The 20,259-nt window shown below is 72.3% G+C and carries 13 protein-coding genes; 4 read left to right on the top strand and 9 right to left on the bottom strand.

Features of this window, described 5'->3' with window-relative positions:
- Positions 1–8 precede the first annotated feature (8 nt).
- The 5 genes from RM609_RS03070 to RM609_RS03050 all read right to left on the bottom strand — a co-directional run bounded on the left by RM609_RS03070 (position 9) and on the right by RM609_RS03050 (position 10,578).
- Positions 9–1,802 (bottom strand): acyl-CoA dehydrogenase family protein, encoded by a 1,794-nt coding sequence (locus tag RM609_RS03070; protein ID WP_311607699.1) that lies wholly within the window; start codon positions 1,800–1,802, stop codon positions 9–11.
- A gap of 39 nt (positions 1,803–1,841) precedes the next feature.
- Positions 1,842–3,458: an amino acid adenylation domain-containing protein gene (locus RM609_RS03065; RefSeq protein WP_311608482.1), complete on the bottom strand. Its 1,617-nt coding sequence runs from the start codon at positions 3,456–3,458 to the stop codon at positions 1,842–1,844.
- 83 nt (positions 3,459–3,541) lie between these two features.
- On the bottom strand, positions 3,542–5,356 hold the full coding sequence (asnB, locus tag RM609_RS03060; RefSeq protein ID WP_311607697.1) for an asparagine synthase (glutamine-hydrolyzing): 1,815 nt from the start codon (positions 5,354–5,356) through the stop codon (positions 3,542–3,544).
- Positions 5,357–5,456: 100 nt separating this feature from the next.
- Positions 5,457–6,725, bottom strand: a complete 1,269-nt coding sequence (locus RM609_RS03055) for a cytochrome P450 family protein (protein WP_311607696.1) — start codon at positions 6,723–6,725, stop codon at positions 5,457–5,459.
- Between the two features lie 91 nt (positions 6,726–6,816).
- On the bottom strand, positions 6,817–10,578 hold the full coding sequence (locus tag RM609_RS03050) for a type I polyketide synthase (protein ID WP_311607694.1): 3,762 nt from the start codon (positions 10,576–10,578) through the stop codon (positions 6,817–6,819).
- 323 nt (positions 10,579–10,901) lie between these two features.
- Here RM609_RS03050 and RM609_RS03045 point away from each other — a divergent pair, with 323 nt between their 5' ends.
- Both RM609_RS03045 and RM609_RS03040 read left to right on the top strand, forming a co-directional pair.
- Positions 10,902–11,420 (top strand): hypothetical protein, encoded by a 519-nt coding sequence (locus RM609_RS03045; RefSeq protein WP_311607693.1) that lies wholly within the window; start codon positions 10,902–10,904, stop codon positions 11,418–11,420.
- A gap of 359 nt (positions 11,421–11,779) precedes the next feature.
- Positions 11,780–13,726 carry a hypothetical protein gene (locus tag RM609_RS03040; protein WP_311607692.1) on the top strand — a complete coding sequence of 649 codons (1,947 nt, stop codon included), beginning with the start codon at positions 11,780–11,782 and terminating at the stop codon, positions 13,724–13,726.
- Positions 13,727–13,777: 51 nt separating this feature from the next.
- On the opposite strand, the gene RM609_RS03035 is transcribed toward RM609_RS03040, so the two are convergent.
- Positions 13,778–14,953, bottom strand: coding sequence for a serine hydrolase domain-containing protein (locus tag RM609_RS03035; RefSeq protein ID WP_311607691.1), 1,176 nt, complete (start codon positions 14,951–14,953; stop codon positions 13,778–13,780).
- Between the two features lie 224 nt (positions 14,954–15,177).
- On the opposite strand from RM609_RS03035, the gene RM609_RS03030 reads away from it, so the two are divergent.
- A complete protein-coding gene (locus RM609_RS03030) occupies positions 15,178–15,651 on the top strand; it encodes a YunG family protein (RefSeq protein ID WP_438828372.1) in 474 nt (157 codons plus the stop codon).
- On the opposite strand, the gene RM609_RS03025 is transcribed toward RM609_RS03030, so the two are convergent.
- Both RM609_RS03025 and RM609_RS03020 read right to left on the bottom strand, forming a co-directional pair.
- The gene (locus RM609_RS03025) at positions 15,640–17,091 is read right to left on the bottom strand and encodes an alpha/beta hydrolase family protein (protein WP_311607690.1); all 1,452 of its coding nucleotides are present in this window, start codon (positions 17,089–17,091) and stop codon (positions 15,640–15,642) included. The two genes, RM609_RS03030 and RM609_RS03025, sit on opposite strands and share 12 nt — an antisense overlap.
- An 84-nt stretch (positions 17,092–17,175) precedes the next feature.
- Positions 17,176–17,733 (bottom strand): ArsR/SmtB family transcription factor, encoded by a 558-nt coding sequence (locus tag RM609_RS03020; RefSeq protein ID WP_311607689.1) that lies wholly within the window; start codon positions 17,731–17,733, stop codon positions 17,176–17,178.
- A gap of 251 nt (positions 17,734–17,984) precedes the next feature.
- On the opposite strand from RM609_RS03020, the gene RM609_RS03015 reads away from it, so the two are divergent.
- Entirely contained in the window at positions 17,985–18,602 is a 618-nt protein-coding gene (locus tag RM609_RS03015) for a hypothetical protein (protein WP_311607688.1), read from the top strand.
- 29 nt (positions 18,603–18,631) lie between these two features.
- Here RM609_RS03015 and RM609_RS03010 read toward each other — a convergent pair whose 3' ends face one another.
- Complete coding sequence (locus RM609_RS03010) at positions 18,632–20,215, bottom strand: GMC oxidoreductase (protein ID WP_311607687.1); 1,584 nt, start codon at positions 20,213–20,215, stop codon at positions 18,632–18,634.
- Between the last annotated feature and the right edge of the window lie 44 nt (positions 20,216–20,259).

Raw genomic sequence — 20,259 nt, 5'->3', positions numbered from 1 at the left:
TTCCTCGTTCATCGGCCGGCCCCGGTGGTGCCGTCGGTGGTGCCGTTCGTGGTCGGTTGGTGGTTGAAGGCGGCCGCCAGCCGGTCGGCGGCGGCCGCGGCGCTGCCCGCGCCCTCCTCGTCCTCCTCCTGCGCGCGCCGGTGGCGCAGCGCGGCGAGGCGGGCCCGGGCGGCGGCGCAGTACACGTCGGCCAGGTCCTGGACCTCCTGGTCGCCCGAGGTGCTGGTGCTCGCGGCCCGCGCCAGGGTGAGCGACATCGTCAGCAGCTCGGTCGCGGTGCGGTTCAGCAGGATCATCAGCCGCTGCTTGGCGGCGAGTCCGGCGCGGTCGGGGTGGCGCCGGGTCAGTTCGAGGCAGTCGCGTCCGAAGCGGTGGACCTGCTCCCGGACGAACGTCAGGTGCTCCAGGTTGCGGGCCGACAGCGCGTGGTCGTCCCCGAAGCCGGCCGGCGGGGCCTGCTCCGCGGCGAGCCCGTCCGCGTGGTCGGGCTCGGGGTAGTAGTAGGACAGCAGGGTGCGTGACGCGCTCCAGTGGTCCAGCAGGAAGTCCACCCCGCCGGTGATCCGCAGGCCGCGCACGTCACGGAAGGCCCGCTCCACGGCGTGCGGGGGCGCCTGCCGGTCCCGCTTGCTCCGCGCGTTCTCGTACCCCTCGCCGCCGAGCATCGACAGCGTCCGCTCCACGACCCGCCAGCCGAGGATCGAGCAGATGTTCTTGGACGCGTTCTGCTCGAACTTGAGGTTGACGTCCGTGCCGTTGTCCTCGCCGAGCAGGCTCCAGCGGGCCGTGCTCTCCAGCGCGAAGACCTCCGCCCGGCTCTCGGCGAGACGCCGCCGGATCTCCTCGTACTCGCCGAGCCCCCGGCCGTCCACCGACCGGCGGGCCGCGAAGTCCCGCGCCCAGGACAGACAGAGCTTCGCGGTGGCCAGCGAAGGAGCGGCGATGATGTACAGCCGACCCCGGACCACCAGCAGGGAGACCGCCGGCGTCAGCCGCGAGCTGTGCTCCGGGTCGGGCTCGGCGAGCGCCAGCTCGGCCGGGACGCGCACGTCGTCCAGGTCGAGCCCGCCGAAGGGCAGCCCGCGCATCCCCATCAGCTCCTGGGGGCCGGTGCGCCGTACGCCGGGGGTGTCGGCGTCGACGAAGAACAGCCGGTTGCGCTCGGTGCCGTCGGGGCCCTGAACCGAGGCGGTGACGCTGAACAGGCCCCCGGTCGGCGCGTTGACGACCTGGATCTTCCGCCCGTTGAGCAGATAGGCGGCGCCGTCCTCCACCACGGTCGCCGTCGTGCCGCGCCCCTGGTTGGCGGCGCCCTCCGGCTCGGTGTCGGCGCTGCCGGACAGACCGCCCGCCAGCACGTGCGCCCTGACCCGGTCGGCCAGCGGACCCGGCGGCAGCACCGGCAGGAAGGCGCCCGCGCCGAGGGCGTTCTCGATGCCCAGCAGCACCGCGACCGGGAAGCACCAGGAGGCGGCCTCCTCGATGACCCGGAAGGTGTTGTACGAGGACAGACCATGGCCGCCCACGTCGGGGCCGGCCTGCATCCTGAGGTAGCCGCGCTCGGCCAGCTCGGCCAGGAAGCCGTCCGGCAGGGCTCCGTCGGCGTCGACCTCGACGGGGTCGATCCGCTCGCGCAGCAGGGCGCCGACGGAGGCCACCGCCGCGTCGCCGCGCTCACGGTCCTCGGGCCGCTGCTCGGGGAAGGGGTGGATCAGATCCCAGCGGAACCGGCCCTGGTACAGCTCCTCCAGGAAGCTGGGCCGGTCGGGGTCGCTGGCGAGATTGCGGGTGCGTGGAGCCATCACGGTCCTCTTCGGGCGTACAGGAGATCGGAGGTCGGGTCAGCGGGCGGACGCGGGCCGGGGCGTGTGCCCCTGCCACGCGGAGAGCGCCTTGCGGTCGGTCTTGCCGGACGGGTTGACCGGCAGTTCGGGCAGGCGCACGAACCGCCCGGGGACCATGTGCGCGGGCAGCGTCCGGCGGGCGTGCGCGGTCAGCCGCTCGGCGTGCTCCCGCTCGTCGAGCTCCCCGCCCGCCGACGAGGCGTCCACCGACGAGGCTTCGGGCGTGGTGTAGAAGGCGGTGAGCATCGGTTCGCCGATCCGGCTGACCGTCCTGACCACCACCAGCTCCCGGACGCCCGGCGCGTCCTGGAGCCTGGCCTCGACCTCACCGAGCTCGATCCGGAAGCCGTTGATCTTCACCTGGTCGTCGGCCCGCCCGGCGAAGCAGAACATGCCGTCGGGCAGCAGCCGGGCCAGGTCCCCGCTGCGGTAGTGGCGCCGGGTGCCGCCCCCGGGGACGGGCAGCACCGGGAAGCGTTCGGCGGTCAGCTCGGGCCGGTTCAGATAGCCCAGCGCCACGCCGTCGCCGGCCACCAGGATCTCGCCGGTCTCTCCGGGACGGACCGGCGCGCCGTCCTCGCCGACGACCCGGAACTCCCAGCCGTCCAGCGGCTCGCCGATGTCGAACGCGAACGCGGAGCCGTCGGGCGCGTCCTCCGCCCGGTCCAGCTCCTCGTCGGTGAAGAGCCGGTAGGTGACGAACACGGTCGCCTCGGTGATGCCGTAGGTGTTGACGAACCGGGTCGTCCGGCCCGCCGCCTGCCGCCAGGCCCGCACGTCCCGGATGTCGACCGACTCGCCGCCGAAGATCACGTACCGCAGGCCCGCCGGCAGCGCGCCGGTGCGCACGGCCGCCCGGGTCAGATGGCGGAACACCGAGGGCACCACGTTGAGGACCGTCACGGCCTCGTCGATCAGCAGCCGCAGCGTCGCCTGCGGCGAGGCCGCCGTCGCGTGCGGCACCACGACGAGCGTGCCGCCGGTCAGCAACGAGCCCCAGATCTCCCACACCGAGAAGTCGAAGGAGTACGAGTGGAAGAGGGTCCACACATCACCCTCGCGCAGCTCGTAGCGGCGGGCGCAGGCCCGGACCATGGCCGCCACATTGCGGTGCGGCACCTCCACGCCTTTGGGACGGCCGGTGGAGCCCGAGGTGTAGATGACGTACGCGGGCGCGTCCGGCGTCACCTCGGCCGGGGGAGCGGGCACCGGGGCGACGGGCTGGTCGATCGCGTCCAGGCGCAGGACCGGCAGCTCCGCGAGTTCGGCGGGCATCTCCTGGTCGGAGACGACCAGGGCGAGCCGGGCATCCCTGGCGGTGAACAGCAGGCGCTCGGCCGGGTACGAGGGGTCGAGCGGCACGTAGGTGTGCCCGCTCTTGAGCACCGCGAGCATCGCGACGACCACGTCGGCCCCGCGCTCCAGATGCAGCCCGACCAGCGCCCCGGGCCGTGGGCAGCGGCGGTGCAGCTCGGCCGCCAGCCAGTCGGAACGGAGCTTGACCTGGGCATAGGCGAGCGAGCCATGGGCGTCGCGCAGCGCGATCCGGTCGGGGTGGCGCCCGGCGCGCTCGTCGAACAGTTCGTGCAGCAGCGGACGGTCGGGTCCGGTCATCGTCACGTGGGCCTTCGCTGAGGTGGGGGTGGGGGAGTACGAGGCGGGGGCTGGGGCGCCGGCGCGGGGCGCGGGAAGGGCGCTCACAGCGCCAGCACGATCTGACGGGTACGCAGCCAGCCGTCCAGCTGGAGCACCATCTCGACGTCGGCCCGCCCCAGCCAGCCGCCGCGGTCCAGCGACTTGGGGTCGTCCGCCGTGCGCTGCGCGGCCGACAGGTCCAGCAGCGGCAGCACCGGCGCGCCCGGATCCTCCAGCACCCGGCGCAGCCGCGCGGTCAGCGACTCCTTGTAACCCGCGTGGTAGGTGATCGGGAACGGCACCTTGGGCCGGTCCAGCACGGAGGCGGGCAGCAGGTCCCTGGCGATCGTCCGCAGCAGGCTCTTGTCCCGGCCGTCGAAGGACTTCATCCGCCACGGGACGTTGTACAGGTAGCCGAACAGCCGGTGGTCGGAGAACGGGAAGCGGACCTGGAGCCCGGCGGCGGCGCCCAGCCGCTCGGAGTGGTTGACCGCCTGCTCGTACAGCCTGGTCATATGGAGGTGGTCGATCTCGCGGGCCCGCCGGTCGTCGCCGGGCGCACCGGGCAGGTGCACCACCTCGTCCACGGCCTCCTCGTAGCGCTCCGCGCAGAAGGACGCGAAGCCCAGCTCGTCCAGCAGCTCCGCGTCGAAGAGCCCGTTGCCGATGCCGTGCGTCATGCCGAAGGTGCGGGCCCGCTCGATCCACGGGAAGGTGCGGTGCCCGGCGGAGGCCCGCTCCTGCTCGCTGATCAGCCCGCCGAACACGGCGTCGGCGGCCTCCCCGCTGAGCGCCACCGGAGCGTGCTCGGCGACGCGCCGGTAGAACAGGTACGGGGTGAGGTTCTTGTCGCCGAACGGCGAGGGGAAGTCCTTGGCGGCGAGGACCGCGTCGAGGACCAGCGGATCGGTCAGCTCACCCGGCTCGACCAGGACCTCCCGGTGGTCGCAGCCGACGCGGTCCACCACCGCCTGGGCGAAGGGCCGGTCGGGCACCGCCGCCGCGCTGTCCCCGAAGGACACCGTGAACGTGCGCGGGGCACCGCCCGCGACCCCGGCGACCAGCCCGGTCAGGGCGCTGGAGTCCAGGCCCCCGGAGAGCAGCACCGCCGGCGTGCCCGCACCCGCCTCCCGTGCGATCGCGTCGTCGAGCAGACCGCGCGCGGTCTCGACGGTCCGCGCCAGGTCGTGGGTGTGCGGACGGGCCTCCAGCGCCCAGTAGCGCCGCTCGGTGACCCCGTCCCGGCCGAACCGCACCACGTGCGCGGGCCTGACCTCGCGCAGCCCGCGCAGCACCGCGTGCCCGGGACGGCGCACCTGGGCCAGCACCGAGCACAGGCCCTCGGCGTCCAGCTCGGTGCTCACCAGCGGGTGCGCCGCCAGCGCCGCCACCTCCGAGGCGAACAGCACCCCCTCGGGCAGCGGCAGATAGCTCAGCGGCTTCACCCCGAAGCGGTCGCGGCACAGCAGCAGCGCCGACTCCCGCACGTCCCACACCGCGAACGCGAACAGTCCCTCCAGGCGCTCGGCCACCCCGGGGCCCCAGCGGAGATAGGCCCGCAGCACCAGCTCCGCGTCGGTGTCCAACGGCCCTCGGCGGCCGTCCGAGGCCAGCCGCGAGCGGAGCTCGGAGGCGTTGTAGAGCACCCCGTCGAAGGTGATCACGGCGATCGGCTCGCCGTCCTCACGGACCACGGCGGGCTGCGCGCCCGCCCGGTCCAGCGCGTCGGAGCGGTGGCCGAGCACGGCGGAGCGGCTGGACCACAGCCCCTCGCCGTGACGGCCGCGGGTGACGAGGCGGGCCGTCATCACAGCGGCGGCCGCACCTTCACGGGTCAGGTCGCGGCCGCGGTCGACCCAACCGGCGATCCCGGACATAGCAGTACCTCTCGGAGGAAGAACAGAGCGGAGAACGGAGGGAATTACGAGGGGAGCCGGCGGCGCGCCGCGCTACGGGCGCCGGTGCGGGCCGGCCCGGTCAGTCGACGCGCAGCGGCAGCTCGGACACCCCGCGCACCGACCCGGCCCGCCACTGGAGCTTGTGGGCCGGCACCGCGAGCCGCAGCCTCGGGTAGCGGCGCAGCGCCGTGGCGAGGGTGATCTCGACCTCCAGCTGCGCCAGCCGGGCACCGATGCAGTAGTGCAGTCCGTAACCGAAGCCGAGCTGCTTGGCGGTCGCCGTCCGGGTGACGTCGAAGCGGTCGGGCTCCGGCCAGTGCCGCGGATCACGGTTGGCGGCGGCCACCCCGAGGACCACATAAGAACCCTGGGGGATCGTCACACCGCCGATCTCGACATCCTCCAGCGCGTAGCGGTTCAGACCCGGGTTGACCGGGCCCTCGAAACGCAGCACCTCGTCGACGGCGCCCGCCAGCAGCGAGGGGTCGGCGCGCACCGCCGCCAGCTGGTCGGGATGGCGCAGGAGCGAGAGCACCGCGCTGCTGATCAGCTGCGCCGAGGTCTCGTAACCGCCGAAGAGCAACAGCCCCGCCATGCTGACCAGTTCGTCGTCGGTCAGCCCCTGTCCGTCCTCCGGCACCTTGGCGAGCTCGCTGAACAGGTCGGGTCCGGGTTCGGCGCGGCGCGCCTCGACCAGCGAGCGCACATAGGCGTCGAAGGCGTCCAGCGCCTCGATCGTCCGGCGGGCTGCCTCGTCGTCCGGCACGAAGCCGCCGAGGACCCGCGCGGCGGTGCGGAACAGGTCGGCGTCCGAGGACGGCACGCCGAGCAGCTCGCAGATCACCGTGATCGGCAGCTGGTTGGACACCGCCTCCACCAGGTCGAACTCGGTGTGCCCGGCGAGCGCGTCGAAGAGTTCGTCGGTGATCTCCTGGATCCGCGGGCGCATGCCCTCGATCCGCTTGGCGCTGAAGGCCCGGACCACCAGCTTGCGCAGCCGGTCGTGGTCCGGCGGGTCGAGGTTGGCCATCGCGCGGCCGAGCAGGGCGCTGGTGCGCAGCGCCACCTGCCAGCTCGGCGGCAGCGGCTCGGGCGGCAGCACCTTCGCCAGGCCGCGGGCCAGCTCGTTGCTGAGCCGGGGGTCGGCCAGGGCGGCCATCACCTCGTCGTAACGGGTGATCAGCCAGCGCTCGGTGCCGTTGGGCAGCCGCACCCGGTGGACCGGGCCGGCCTCGCGCAGCCGGGCCAGGTCGGGGAAGGGGTTCTGGGTGAAGCCTGCGCCCAGTTCCTGGACGGTGTCGGCGGCGCCCGCGAGGTGCGGACAGCTCGCCCGGTCGGTATCTGACACGGGAATCCTCGTCTCGGATCGGTCGGTTTCGTCGGTGTTCATCAGGGAGGGCGCTCCGGCGGCTTGAGCAGGCCCGGGCCGCCGGACGCGCTCAGGCCAGCGCGTCGAGGTGCGCGCTCAGCCGGTCGGCGAGGACGGCGGCGTGCTCGGGGCCCAGCGCCGACCAGTGGTCGCCGGGCACCGGCTCGACCCGCACCCCGCCCCCGTACAGCGGGGCGAGACGCCGGGCGAGCTCGGCGCACGTGGCCTCGTCGGCCGCCGCCTTGAACAGCACCAGGTCGCACGGCGCGGGCCGGGGACGGTGCCGCAGCATCGCGGTGAGGTTCGCGTTGTGCACGCGGACGAGATCGGGCACCCCGGCGGAGCCGCCGGCCCGGTGCCTCGCCCCCCGCGCCGGGCCGCTGTCGCCGATGAGTCTCGAACGGCCGCGCTTGACGCTCGCCTCCAACTGGAAGGAAAGGGCCTGCTTCAGCCAGCTCGGCCGGGTGGCGACCGGGCGGCCGCCGGTGTCCGGCAGGTAGCCGTCGATCGCCAGCAGCAGTTCCACCCGGGCGCCCTCGGCGGCCAGCTGACGGGTCATCTCATGGGCCACCATCGCGCCGAACGACCATCCTCCGAGGAGGTAGGGGCCGTCCGGGCGGGCACGGCGCAGGACGCCGATCTGGTGGGCGGCGATCTGCTCCAGCCGGTACAGCGTGCGGCGCCGGTCGAGCATCCCCGGCGACTCGATGCCGTAGACGGGGCGGGAGCCGTCCAGCGCCGCTGCCAGGTGGCGGTAGCTCATCGTGCCACCGTCCGACGCCGCGATCAGGAACAGTGGCGCGCGCGGTCCGCCGTCGCGCAGCAGCGTCAGCCCCGGCACGTCGGGCACGGCTGTGCGGGCGGGCGCTGTGACGGTGGCGGTGGCCGTGGGCGCGGCGGGCCCGGTGACGTCCGGTGCCCGCTCCCGTACCATCGCGACGAGCTGACCGAAGGTCAGGGAGGTGGCGACGGCCGCGGCGGGGATCTGGACCCCGGTCCGCGCCCTGACCCCGGCCAGCAGCCCCACGATCATCAGGGACGAGCCGCCCTGGTCGTAGTAGTCGTCCCCGGCGAGCGCGGAGTCGGTCCCGAGCGAGGCACGCCAGACTCCGGCCAGCTGCTGGGTGAGGGTGTCGGATCCGTCCTGTCGTACGGCAGCGGCCGGACGTACAGGCGTCTGCCCGACCCCGGCGGCCTCCGGCTGATTCTGGTGGGGCGCCGGACGGCAGCGGCTCCCCGCCATCGGATGGGGCGGCAACGACACCATCCGGCCCCGGTCACCACTCTGACGCGGCTCGTCCTGACGGAGCTCGTCCCAGGGCACCTCCACCCCGCTCTCCCACAGCCGCCCCAGACCGCGCAGCACGGCGGACTCCTCCCGTTCCGGGTCACGGCCGAGCAGGGGCACGGCTGTGACCCCGTCGGCCCGCGCGCCGCCGACGGCCTGTCGGCTCAGCCCGTCGCCCGGCCCGAGTTCCACCAGGACCCGCGCGCCGCCGCCGGTCAGGGTGCGCAGCCCGTCCGCCAGCCGGACCGTGCCCAGGAGCTGCCCGGCCCAGTACGCGGGGTCGCCCACGGCAGCCGGTTCGGCCCAGCCGCCCGTGAGGTTCGAGACGAACGGCACCAGGGGGGCCCGGTGCGCGGTCCCGGCCACGGCCCGGCGCAGCTCGTCGGCCGAGGGGGCCATCAGCGGCGAGTGGAAGGCGTGGCCGGTCGTCAGGAGGCGCCCTTCGACGCCCTGCTCGCGCTGCGTCACGGCCAGCTCGGTGATGGCCCGTACCGGGCCGGAGAGGACGACGTGGTCGCCGCCGTCCACGGCGAGGGACACGTCCGCGCCGAGCAGGGCGGCGGCCCGCTCCGCGTCGATCCGCAGCGCCAGCATCCGTCCCGGTGGGGCCTCGTGCATGGCCCGGGCACGCTCCCAGACCAGACCGAGCGCGTCCGCCGGGCTCCAGACCCCGGCCACCGCGGCGGCGGTGTACTCGCCGACGCTGTGCCCGAACAGCGCGGCCGGCCGCACCTCCCAGCTCTCCAGCTGCCGGGCGAGTCCGTAGCCCAGGGCGAACAGGCCGAGCTGCTGATGCCTGGTGTCGGCGAACCACTCCGCCGGGGTGGCCGGGTCGAGTACGGGCGCGAGCTCCACCCCGAACCGCCGTCGCGCCTGCGCGCGGAAGTCCTCGAAGACGTCCCGGAACACCGGCAGCAGGGCGTGCGCCCCCCGTCCGTACCCCGCCCGCAGCGCGCCCTGGCCGGGGAAGAGGAAGGCCGTCTCGGGATCCCGCCCGGCGGCCGCGGACCGCTCGGCCTCGCGCAGCCGCAGCGCGGCCGTGGCGGGCCGGTCGGCCACCACCGTCACCCGGTGCCGGAACCGGCGCCGGGCGGCCAGGGTCCGGGCGACGTCGGCGAGGGCGGGGGCGTCCGGCGCGTCGAGCCGGTCGGCGAGCCGCTCGCGCAGCGAGCCGAGCGCCTCGGGCGAGGACGCCGACAGGCACAGGACGGCCGGCTCCGCCACCGGCTCGCCCCCGGGCCCGGCCGGTGGCGCCTCGCCGAGCACCAGGTGCGCGTTGGTCCCGCCCACCCCGAACGAGCTCACCCCGGCCAGTCGCGGTTCCTCGCTCGCCCAGGGCCGCAGCTCCGTGCTGATCCGGAACGGCGTGGTGTCCAGCTTGAGTTCGGGGTTGGGACGCTCGAAGTGCGGGGTCGGCACGAACTCGCGGTGCTGGAGCATCAACGCGGTCTTGATCAGCCCCGCGACTCCGGACGCGGCACCGGTGTGACCGATGTTGGCCTTCGCGGCACCGAGCAGACAGCTCCCCACGCCGCCGGCCTCCGTCCGGTACGCGGCGGTGAGCGCGGCCAGCTCGACGGGGTCGCCCACCCGCGTCCCCGTCCCGTGGGCCTCCACATAACCGATCCGCTCCGGCTCCACCCCGGCCTGCGCCAGCGCCAGCTCGATCACGTCGCGCTGCCCGGTCACCGAGGGAGCCGTGAACCCGATCTTCTCGCCGCCGTCGTTGTTGACCGCCGAACCGTGGATCACCGCGATGACCCGGTCCCCCTGTGCCAAGGCGTCGGACAGCCGCTTGAGCACCACCACACCGACGCCACTACTGCTGACCGTTCCGCTGGCGGAGGCGTCGAAGGGACGGCAACGCCCGTCCCGGGAAAGGATGTTGCCGTCCTGATACAGATACCCTCCGGCCTCCGGCAGCCGCACCGTCACGCCTCCGGCCAGCGCCGTGTCGCACTCGTAGCCGAGCAGCGCGCGGCAGGCCTGGTGCACGGCGACGAGAGAGGTCGAGCAGGCGGTCTGAACGGTGACGGCGGGCCCGCGCAACCCCAGTTTGTAGGCGACGCGGGTGGCCAGGAAGTCCTTCTCGTACCCGATGATCCGCATGGTGGCCCGGGCCGGATCGCCGCCGGGCACCGGCGGCGCGGCGGCGATGTCACACCCCGCGTACACACCGATCCACCCCTCGGCCCGGGCGGGGTCGACCCCGGCGTCGTCCAGCGCCTGCGCCGCGCACTCCAGGAACACCCGCTGCTGTGGGTCGATCCCCTCGGCCTCGGACGCGCTGTACCCGAAGTGCTCCCAGTCGAACCGGTCGCCATCGGCGATCACACCACGGGCAGCTACGAAGTCGGGATGGTCGGCCAGCGCCGGGTCCACACCCGCGGCGAGCAACTCGTCCCGGCCGAACCGGCTGATGCTGTCCCTGCCGGCCCGCAGGTTGCGCCAGAACTCCTCGACGTCCCGGGCACCGGGGAGGCGGCAGGACATTCCGGTGATCGCGATCGCGTTTTCCTGGCCCGTCGCGTCTTCAAGGCCCATCGGGACAACCCCTCTCCGGGGCAAACACGTATTCGCCCGCTGACGTCCTGGGACGCTAGCCGCGGGATATCTATGGAAGATCTACGCGGGGTTGATGAATCCCGGCACGGCCACTACGCGAGCAACGCGCAACCTGGCGGCGGACCGCCCTCACGCCCGTTGATTCACCGGGCTCTGAGCCACCACCCCGGTTCCACCACGGTGACAGAACCGATGACGGATTCGACGTATGTGTGTTCCCTCATGGCACTGCGCAGGCACTGGGTGAAGCGATACCGTGCTGACGAGAGCGATTGTTCTTGAGAGAGAGCATGGTGGTGGGAATGTTGGAGGAGGCGTTAACAGCACTGGCCGCAGCAGGTGGGGCGGCCGTGGTGCAGGCTGCGGGTACGGACGCGTGGACCGGGTTGCGGCAGGCGGTGGCGAACTGGTTCGGCCGGGGAAACGGGCAGCGCGAGCGGGCGGAACTGGAGCGTCTGGACCGGACCGCGGGCGAGCTGGAAACAGCGGAAGCAGCCGCGGCGGAGCAGGTACGTATCCGTCAGAGTGCGGCGTGGCAGGCCCGTATCGAGCTCTTTCTGGAAAGCCTGGCCGAGGCTGAGCGAACCCAGGCCGCCGAACAGCTTCGCACCTTGCTGGCGCAGCACACCCCCGAAGGCGGCGTCTCGACCGGCCAAGGCGGTCCGGCCGCTGGTGGGGACCTCTCGGTCACGGCCAGCGGCGCCGGCGCGATCGCGGTGGGCGGCAGCGTCACCGGACCCGTCACCAGCAACGCTCCGCGCACGGGCACCAAGAGCGGGGCTTCCTCCTCCCCTCCCGCACCGGGCCCGCAGCCGAGCTGAGCGGTCACCCGGACGGCACCTCCAGCTCCCCGCACGCGGCGGCCAGCGGCGCGGGGTCGACGGCCGTTGGTCGTGACTTCCACCAGCAGACACACCACCATTACTACGTGGGAGTGCCTGCCGCCCCCGCATTGAGCGGTGTCCCCAAAGATCCCGGCTCGATACGGGGACGGGACGTGATGCCGCCGGATGCGGGTGAAGCGCTGGCACGCGCGGTCCGCAGACAGTGGCAGGAGGCCGCTCGGCAACGGAAGTTGCAGCAGGAGATACCCGTCCGCTGGTTCCGTACCCGGCGCCCGGTCGCCGGTGAAGGAGCGGTGGTGTGGGAAGACCCGGGTCGGCCGCGTCTGGTCCGGTCGGTGCCACAAGTCGCCTCGCTCGGCGACGCGACGGTCCGCGAGGGCGGAATCCCCGGACTCTTCTCCGTCTACGCCGGGGTGGTCTCCGGTCGCGTCGTCGTGCTGGGTGCACCGGGAGCCGGTAAAACCGACGCGGCGCTACTGACAGTGTTGCGCGCCCTGGACCACCGCGACACGCTGCGCGAGGGCGACCGTGCGCAGTGTCCCGTGCCCGTGCTGCTGAGCATCGTCGGGTGGGACGGTCGCAGGCTCGACGACTGGCTCGCCGCCCGGCTCGTCGACGACTACCGCATCGGGCGCAAGCAGGCCGAGGAGCTGATCGGGGGTGGTTGGATCTCGCTGTTCCTCGACAGCTTCGACGAGATGGCGAACGATCTGCGCCATGCCGCGCTCCGGGAGCTCGACCGCACCGCCTACCGTGTGGTGGTCTTCTCCCGCCCCGACGCATTCGAGGCTGCCGTCGCCGACGGACATCTGCTCGGAGCCGTCGCCCTGGAACTCTCCCCGGTACCCGCGTCCGACGCCATCGCCTTTCTCAGGAGCATGCCGAGGCTCGCCTCCTGGCAACGACTGATCACACACCTGGAGAACGAGCCGGACAGCACGCTCTCCCAAGCCCTCACCACGCCGCTGACCTTGACGCTGCTGCGCGACGCCTTCCCTCCACGCCGTATCACCGACCTGGACGGCGTACTCGCCGAACGGTTCGAGTCCCGGCACGAGGTCGAGGAATATCTGCTCGGCCGGCTGGTGAAGATCCGCTACCGGCTGGAACCGTCGGCGTCCCGGCCGGTGTATCAGCCACGGCAGGCCGAGCGGTGGCTGGGCTACGTGGCCGGCCGGATGAACGAGCAGAAGACCTACGATCACGACGGGCCTGCCGCCGGAAGGGCATACAACCTCAACTGGCGGCGACTGCACCACTGGGCGTCACCCTGGCCCCGCATCGCCCTGACCGCCATCACGGGTGCCCTCCTCGGCGCGTCCGGCTGCGTGCTGGCCTACGGTCCTGGCGGATACGTTGCGTGGGACGGTTTCCGTGGCATCAAGTTCGGGGCGCTCTACGGGAGCATCGTGGGTATCTCCATGGGAGCCGGGGCAGGGGCCCTCGCCGAACTACGCGACCCGGCGCCGGGCCGGCTCAAACGACTGTATGCCCAACGCGCCTCACCTCGACGACATTTCCACCCGGCGACCGGCATCCTCGTAGCGATCGCGGTCACGGTCACGGCCATCCCCAGCATCGTCAGCCCGATCAGCTGGACCGCCGCGATCGCCGCCGGGGTCGTGACCGGCGTCCTGGCCGGCTTCACCGCGACACTCATCCCCCCGGCACCCGGGTGGAGCGGATGGTCCCGGTGGAGGGGCCTGTACTCCTGGCCGGCTCTCGCCCCGGCGGGCTTGGCAGGCACATGCGTCGCCCTCGCCCAGGGCAACGGCACAACGGACCGTGCCCTGCCTGCCGGGATCCTGACGACGCTCACTGTGGCCTGCGTAAGCCTGATGGTCGTGGCCGCACGCCCCGCATCCCTCGTGGACCCGGTGACCGATCCCTACACGTCGTGGCGACAGGACCGCAACTTGGCCCTCGCGACGAGCACTGTCTTCGGCCTCGGCATCGGCCTTGCCTTCGGGGTGAACGAGGTGATCGGAGCCACCGACGACGGCGCGACGCCGGATGGTCCCGGCTGGGGCGTCGTACCGTTCATCGTGATCGGCTTCGGCCTGCCGTTCGCCTGCGCGAGCATGGCGGCAATCTCCGATCACTGGCGGACCAGCCTGCTCTTCCTCCAACTGCGACTGCGTGGCGACTTCCCGCTATTGGGCATGCGCTTCCTCAAGGACGCGTACGACCACCGCCTCTTCCGCGCGGAAGGCGCCAGCTACCAGTTCCGCCACTCCCTGCTACAGGACAGGCTCGCACGCGATGCTTATACGCGGGCCTGACCACGGCCCAGCGGCGTGGAGAGTGCCTGGAGGCACCCTTCGCCTCGCCGGCTACTTGCCATGTGCCGCGCAGAGCGCTGTCGACAGGACCTTCACGGTTGCCACATCGGCTTCCTTGCTTTTGAAGAGGTTCATGCCGAGGGCGAGGGTGATCTGCCGCTTGCCGTCGGCCGTGGTGAAGCTGAAGGTGTTGTAGCCGGGGACGCTGCCCGTGTGGCCCCAGACGGGCTTCTCGCCGGGGCAGAAGCCGGAGTTGCTCTCCAGCCCCAGCCCGTACATGCGCTCCGGGCCGCGATCCGTGGCGTGCAGGGTGTTCATCTCGCGCCACAGGTGCCGCGGGAGCAGCTCGCCGCCGGAGAGGGCGCGGAAGAAGCGGTTGAGGTCGGCGGTGGTGGAGACGAGGTTGCCGGGACCCCAGAAGGCGGTGGGGCTGAAGTCGGTGAAGTCCGTCGTGGTGGACTCGCCGGGCAGCCGCTCGTAGCCGTTCAGGTGAGGTCCGGGCAGGTGGGCGGTCGAGGGGACGGACGTACCGGTCAGGTGCAGCGGGCGCACGATGCGCCGGTCGATCTCCTGGGCGAGCGTGCGGCCCGTGGCCTTCTCGATGAGCATGCCGAGGACGACGTAGTTGGTGTTGGAGTACGCCCACTTGTCGCCGGGCTTGTCGGTGCGCTTCCGCTTCAGGGCCTCCTCGACCAGGCCGCGCGGCGTGTAGTCGGAGTGCTGGACGGTGCGTATGTAGGCAGCGCCCTCCTCCTGGAACGTGTCGGTGTAGTTGGGCAGTCCGCTGGTGTGGTTCAGCAGCTGCCGCACGGTGACCGGCACGCCGTCCTTGTCGGGGACGAGGCCGGGCAGATGACGCCCGACCGGGTCGTCCAGCCCGACCCTGCCCTCGGCGACGAGCTGGAGCACGACGGTGGCGACGAAGCTCTTGGTCACACTGCCCGCCCGGAAACGGTCCCCGGGCCGCGCCTTACGCCCATCAGCGAGATCGGCGACACCACTGCCGCCCCGCCAGACACCACGCCCGTCCCGCACCTCCGCGACCACACCGGGGACGCCCTGCGCCACGACGGCGTCCAGGGCCCGCTGCAGCTCGCCCCTGTCGGCCCCACGGGCGGCGGCGCCGCTTCCTCCATCGGCGGGGGCTGCCGCGACGGCCGGTGCCGCTGCGGGAGCGAGCGTGGCGGCGGCGAGGAGGAAGGAGACGGCGGCGGTACGGCGACGCATGATCGGGCTGCCTTTCGGGGGCTTCGGAGGCGGTTTTCTGATGCCCTGTCACCGTAGGACGCGCATCCCGGTGGCGTGATCATGATCAGGGATGAGTGTCCGGTGGCCGTCCCCTACAGGCTTCCCCGAGCCCGCGTCGGGGTCGCCCCTCAGGGCGTGTGGATGGTCGTCGAGCGACGATGAGCATCGTGGCTGATGTCAGTGGTGGCTGTGATGCTGCCCTGATGACTACCTGGAACCTGCTCGATCTCGACAGGGCCCTCCGAGCCGGCTGGGCTGCCGACACCTGCTCGCCCGACAACCGGGCCGACTGGGGCCCCGACAATCCCGCCTGGGGGCACTGTGACATCACCGCACTCATCGTGAACGACATCTTCGCCGGCGACCTCGTCGTCGGTGAGGTCCACCTAGACGGGGACCAGCACGGCTTCCACTGGTGGAACAGGCTGCCCAGCGGTGTCGAACTCGACCTGACACGCGAGCAGTTCCGGCAGGGCCAGACCGTCACCGCGGCCCGTGTCGTCGAGCGCCCGCCGGGCCCCCTCCGCCGCCGGGAGGAGTACTTGCTGCTGCGTAAGCGCGTCGCCAAGCATCTCGGTGACCTGCCGGGGCCTGCGCGGTGGAACGCTTCGGCTGCTGCCTGCCGGGGGATGGCCCCGACTTTGTCGACGCCACGCGGCAGACTGTCAGGGGCGTAGCAGGCCCCACCACGGTGCCCAGAGCGCGAAGCCTGCCGCCGTCGTCAGAGCCGTCAGCGTCCGGAGGCGTAGGGTGCGGCCCAGCGCGTGTCGTTCGCGCCATGCCGTCACCGCCGTGGTGGCCGCAAGCGCGAGCAGCCCGATGGCGAGTACCTTCAAGAGCAGCCAGAATGCCGGGCTTCCCGCCACCACGGGCGTAGCAGCCGCGTCGCCTGCTGCGAAGACCGCGAGCGGGCAGAGCAGTGCGCCGGTGACCTCGATGATGCCCAGCGCGGTCAGCCAGCGCAGCAGGATCGTGCTGCGGGGCGTGCGGGCGCGGGTGCGCGGACGCCGGGCGATCCGTCGTAGTGCCGCGACCGCCGGGTGGGCGGCGAAGCCGAGGAGGAGCAACGCTGGGGCGAGCCATGCGTACCGCCCGTCAGGGACGGGGGTGCTCGTGACGGCTTGGGGCGGGGCGGGGGCCGCGTGGGAGGCAGGCGGGCGATCGGCGGCCACCTCGTTCACCCACGAGGTCATGGTGTCGGCATAGCCGGGGGCGAGGGCGCCCAGGGGTTTGCCGTGGTAAAGGGGGCCTCCCAGCCGGTCGAATCCGTCGGATGTGCGGTGTCCGTTATGCGCGGCGCCGGCGACGAAGCCGATGACGGCGTGCTCGTTGCCGGCCCTGGCGAGGGCGCGCCGGAAGATCTGGGCGCTTTCCTGTGGGGGTACTTGTGTGTCGTGCCGGCCCCACAGGGCCAGTACCGGTGTGTGTCCCAGGCGTTCCAGGACAGGCAGTGGGTCATAGTCCCCGGCGGGGAAGGCTCCTGTGGAGGCGATGAGCCGGGCGGCCGGTCCTGCGACGGTGTCCGGGAAGGAGCCGGTGACTCCGCGGTGGCGCAAGTGGGTGTTGAGATTCCATGCCTGAGTGCGCAACGGGGAGTGTCCCGGGCCGCCGATGGTGATGACGAAGGCGACGTCGGAGGAACGGGTGGCGGCCAACGGTGCCACCCAGCCGCCTTCGCTGAACCCCCACAGACCCACGTGGTGCGGATCCACCCCGCCCCGGCCGCGTAGCAAGCGCACTCCGGCCAGTGCGTCGTCGGCCAGCAGCCCGAAGTCCCGGTGCGTCGTGGAATAGCGAACCGTCCGCTTGTCGTAGACGAGCGTCGTGACGCCTGCGCGGGCGAAGGCTTCGGCCTCTTGCCGGTATTCCTCCCGGGGGCCGGGACCCGAGCCGCCGACCAGGACGATGCCCGGCCGTTTTCCCCGGGCTGTCGCGGAGGCGAGGACGGTGCCGTGCAGGGTGAGGCCATCGCCGCCGGCGAAGGAGACCTCTTCACGGACCAGACCGTCACCGTCGGCACGGGCCTCGGCCACCGGCAGGAGGAGGACGCCCAGCACGGCCCACACCAGGGCGAAGGCCGGCAGGCGTATCAGGGTTCTGGACGAGAGCAGCAACACGCAGTGCTCTCCCTTCTGACTGAAAGTCTGTGGACGGCCGTTCGCAGGACGGTTCCAGCGCCAGCGCCAGGGCCCTGGCCCGGATCAGTCGGTCTCGGGCAGGCCGAGCAGGCGGAGCAGGACGGCACGCGTATCCGGCGCCTGATCCTGCTGCGGTGCGGAAAAGCGCTGGATCAGCGCGACGTACTCCTCGAAGAACTCCGCGAGCCGGTCCGGGGCCACGCGCAGGGTGGCGCGGGAGAAGATGGCGGCGTCCGCCCATGGGCCGAGGGTGTCGCGGGCGCTCTCGAATTTCCTGGCTTCTTCCACCAGTTCGGCCAGGTTCAGCTGGTGCATCTGCGTCAGCGCCTCCCGCATCTCGGGGCTCTGACGGCTGTACGGCGGGAACCTGCGGTCACCGGGCACGGCGCGCCACCAGCGCTCCCGGCCCTTGGCCAGCTCGGGCACCTCCTCGACGAACCCGTGCTCGGCCATCCGGCGCAGGTGGTAGCTGGTCAGCCCAGTGCTCTCGCCGAGTTCTCGTGCGAGCGTCGCGGAATTGGCCGGTCCCTTGCGCAGACATTGCTCGATCTTCTGCCGCATGGGGTGCGCGAGCACCCTGAGGGCCTCGACGTCGGTGATCTCCTGAGGAGCGGGTGCCATGCCAGGCACTCTAGAAGTTGCAAAGAAGCTTTGCAAGGCCCCTTTGTAACTCGGGCTCAGCCGGCATCTCCGCAGAACCAGAGGGCAGCTGCTCCCGGGCGGGTGAACCCGATGCACCGCAAGTTTCTCCCGCTCCACCTATCGGCTCCGGCTGGGGCCCACAGCCCGTGCGACGGTGACGGTGACGGTGACCGTGTCGCTTCAGGCCGAGACTTCCGTGTCGGCGAGCCCCTGAAGCCGTTGTTCCGGGTATGAACATCACACGTGTCACCCGCTCGGCTCACCACTGCCGTTCCGCCCTTGCCTCCTTCGCCCTCGGATCTGTCCTCGCGCTCTCCCTCTGCGCCACGCCTGCCCAGGGTGCGGCAAAGCCGGGCAAGGCTGCCGCCGCGCGGCAGTGCACGGTGCGCAGTGGTGACGGCGAGCAGGCCGCCGAGGAACTCGGCGAGTGCAGCCGCACTGCGTTCGACCGGCTCTTCGCGCAAGCCCCCGCGGGCCGGATGCCCCATGGGCCCATGCGCGGCCGGCTGCTGAGGTGCAGCGCGTGCGGACAGCCGGCCGCCGACCGAGTGCTCGGTCTGCTGGCGGGTGCGGTGTGGCACGGCAAGGTCTTCCACACCGACGAGCGCGGAGGCCATCTGCTCCAGGTCATGGGCCCGGACCTGCGCGTGGTCCGCGGCGAGGTCGACTACGCCGTTTACCCGGACGACGGCCGCGAGGCGATCAGGGTCGTCTACCCGCGTGACATGGGCGGAGTTGTCACGGACTGGATTCGTGAGGTGCGGCCAGGGGTGTACGCGGGCGTGGTGACGCTGACAGAGGAAGGGCTCCAGCCCTGGCGTGTGGCGGATTTCGTGCTCTACCGCTGACACGGCCCGACCGGCCGCAGCCCCCGTCATCATCCGCCCGCGGCGACGATCCCCGCGAGCGCCCGCTCGGCGATCGCCGCGATCGTAAGAGAGGGGTTGGCGCCCCCGACGTTTCCCGGCAGCAGCGAACCGTCCACCACGTACAACCCTTTGCAGCCCTTGACCCGGCCCTCCAAGTCCGTGGAACGGCCGATGACGCACCCGCCGACGGGATGGCCGGTGAAGGGGTGGAGGTCGTTCACCGTCACAGGGAGGGTGCCGGGGTTCGCCTCGCCGACCCGGGTGCTGAAGGCGAGCACGGCCCGGGCCGCGGCCGCCGACTTCTCCCTCGTCCAGTCAGCCAGCACCACGCGCCGGTTCGACGGGTCGTACCGGAAGGTGCCCCGGTGGTCGGTGTCCACCGTCACGGCGAAGGTGGCGGTCGCCGGGAGGGAGGCGAAGCCGGGCAGCACCCAGTTCTCGACGCGCAGCGGGAGGCCGAATCCCGTCGGAAGGAAGGCGGTGGAGGCGCAGGGCGAGCCCTGGGTGGGGCCGATGGGCTCCAAGGGCTGGGAGCGCAGGTTGACCTGGTCGCCGTTGTCCCCGAACCCGGTGCCGACGGTGTCCGGCAGGTCCGGCAGCCGGCCTTCCTCGCGGGCGGCCACGAGGAGCCGGTTGGTGTTCAGCGCGCCCGCTGCGAGGAAGAGCATCTCGCAGGTGTACTCCGTGGTGCCGAGGGTGGCTCCGTCCTCGCTCAGGCGCCGCACGACGACGGAGTAGGTGCCGTCGCGTCCGCGCCCGACGGACCGTACTTCGTGCAGTGCGCGCAGCTGGACGTGCCCGGTGGCCAGGGCCGCCGGGAGGTAGGTGCGGGTGAGGTCCCGTTTGGCTCCGGTTCCGCAGCCGAAGTCGGACTCGCCGATGGTCGAGGAGGGCGGGAGGACGTGGGCGAGCTCCTGCCGTACGACATGCCAGTCGAAGGTCGAGTCGGCGGGGCGGGTCGTCATCCGCGCGTTGGCCATCTGCCGGTCCCACAGCCGGGAGTGGGTGAAAGGCGCCGAGTCGTAGACATCCTTGGGCATCGGGGCGGCGCGCAGCATGGCCCGCACGGTGGGGTACCACTTGCCGACGAACTCGTCGTAGGGGAGACCGCGCGGGTACAGCCGCTCGAAATAGCGTCGCGGCGGGGCGATCGTCACCCCGGTGTAGACGACGGAGCCACCACCGACGGCCGCCGCGCAGGCGATGTCGAGGTTGCGTTCCTCGGACAGTTCCACGACGCCGGGGGCAGGGGTGACGGGAACGGGGAGCATGCCGGGCCATCGGGTGGTGCGGCGGAACCAGAACATCGTGCTGGTGATCCGGGTGGACGAGCCGAACAAGGGCCGGGAAGGGAGGACGGGCCACTCCCGGCCGCGCTCCACGACCAGGGTGTCGACGCCTGCCTGCCCCAGGCGCAATGCCGCGACCGAGCCGCCGAAGCCCGAGCCGATCACCAGGGCACGGAAGTGTGTGCGGGACGCGGCGGCTGCGAGGGCCGGACCGCCGGGCCGGCCGAGGACGGCACTGGCGATGCCGGCGAGCGCCCCCTTGGCCGCGAGCCCCACTACATCCCGGCGACACGGATCGGGCACGAATCCTCCTGGCGTTTTCCGCGAGCGGAGAGCTGGTCTGCTGA

Source organism: Streptomyces hesseae, from assembly GCF_031845785.1.
GTDB classification, from domain to species: Bacteria; Actinomycetota; Actinomycetes; order Streptomycetales; family Streptomycetaceae; genus Streptomyces; species Streptomyces hesseae.
The sequence above is the reverse complement of the archived record's forward strand: the minus strand, read 5'-3'. Positions and strand labels throughout refer to the sequence as shown.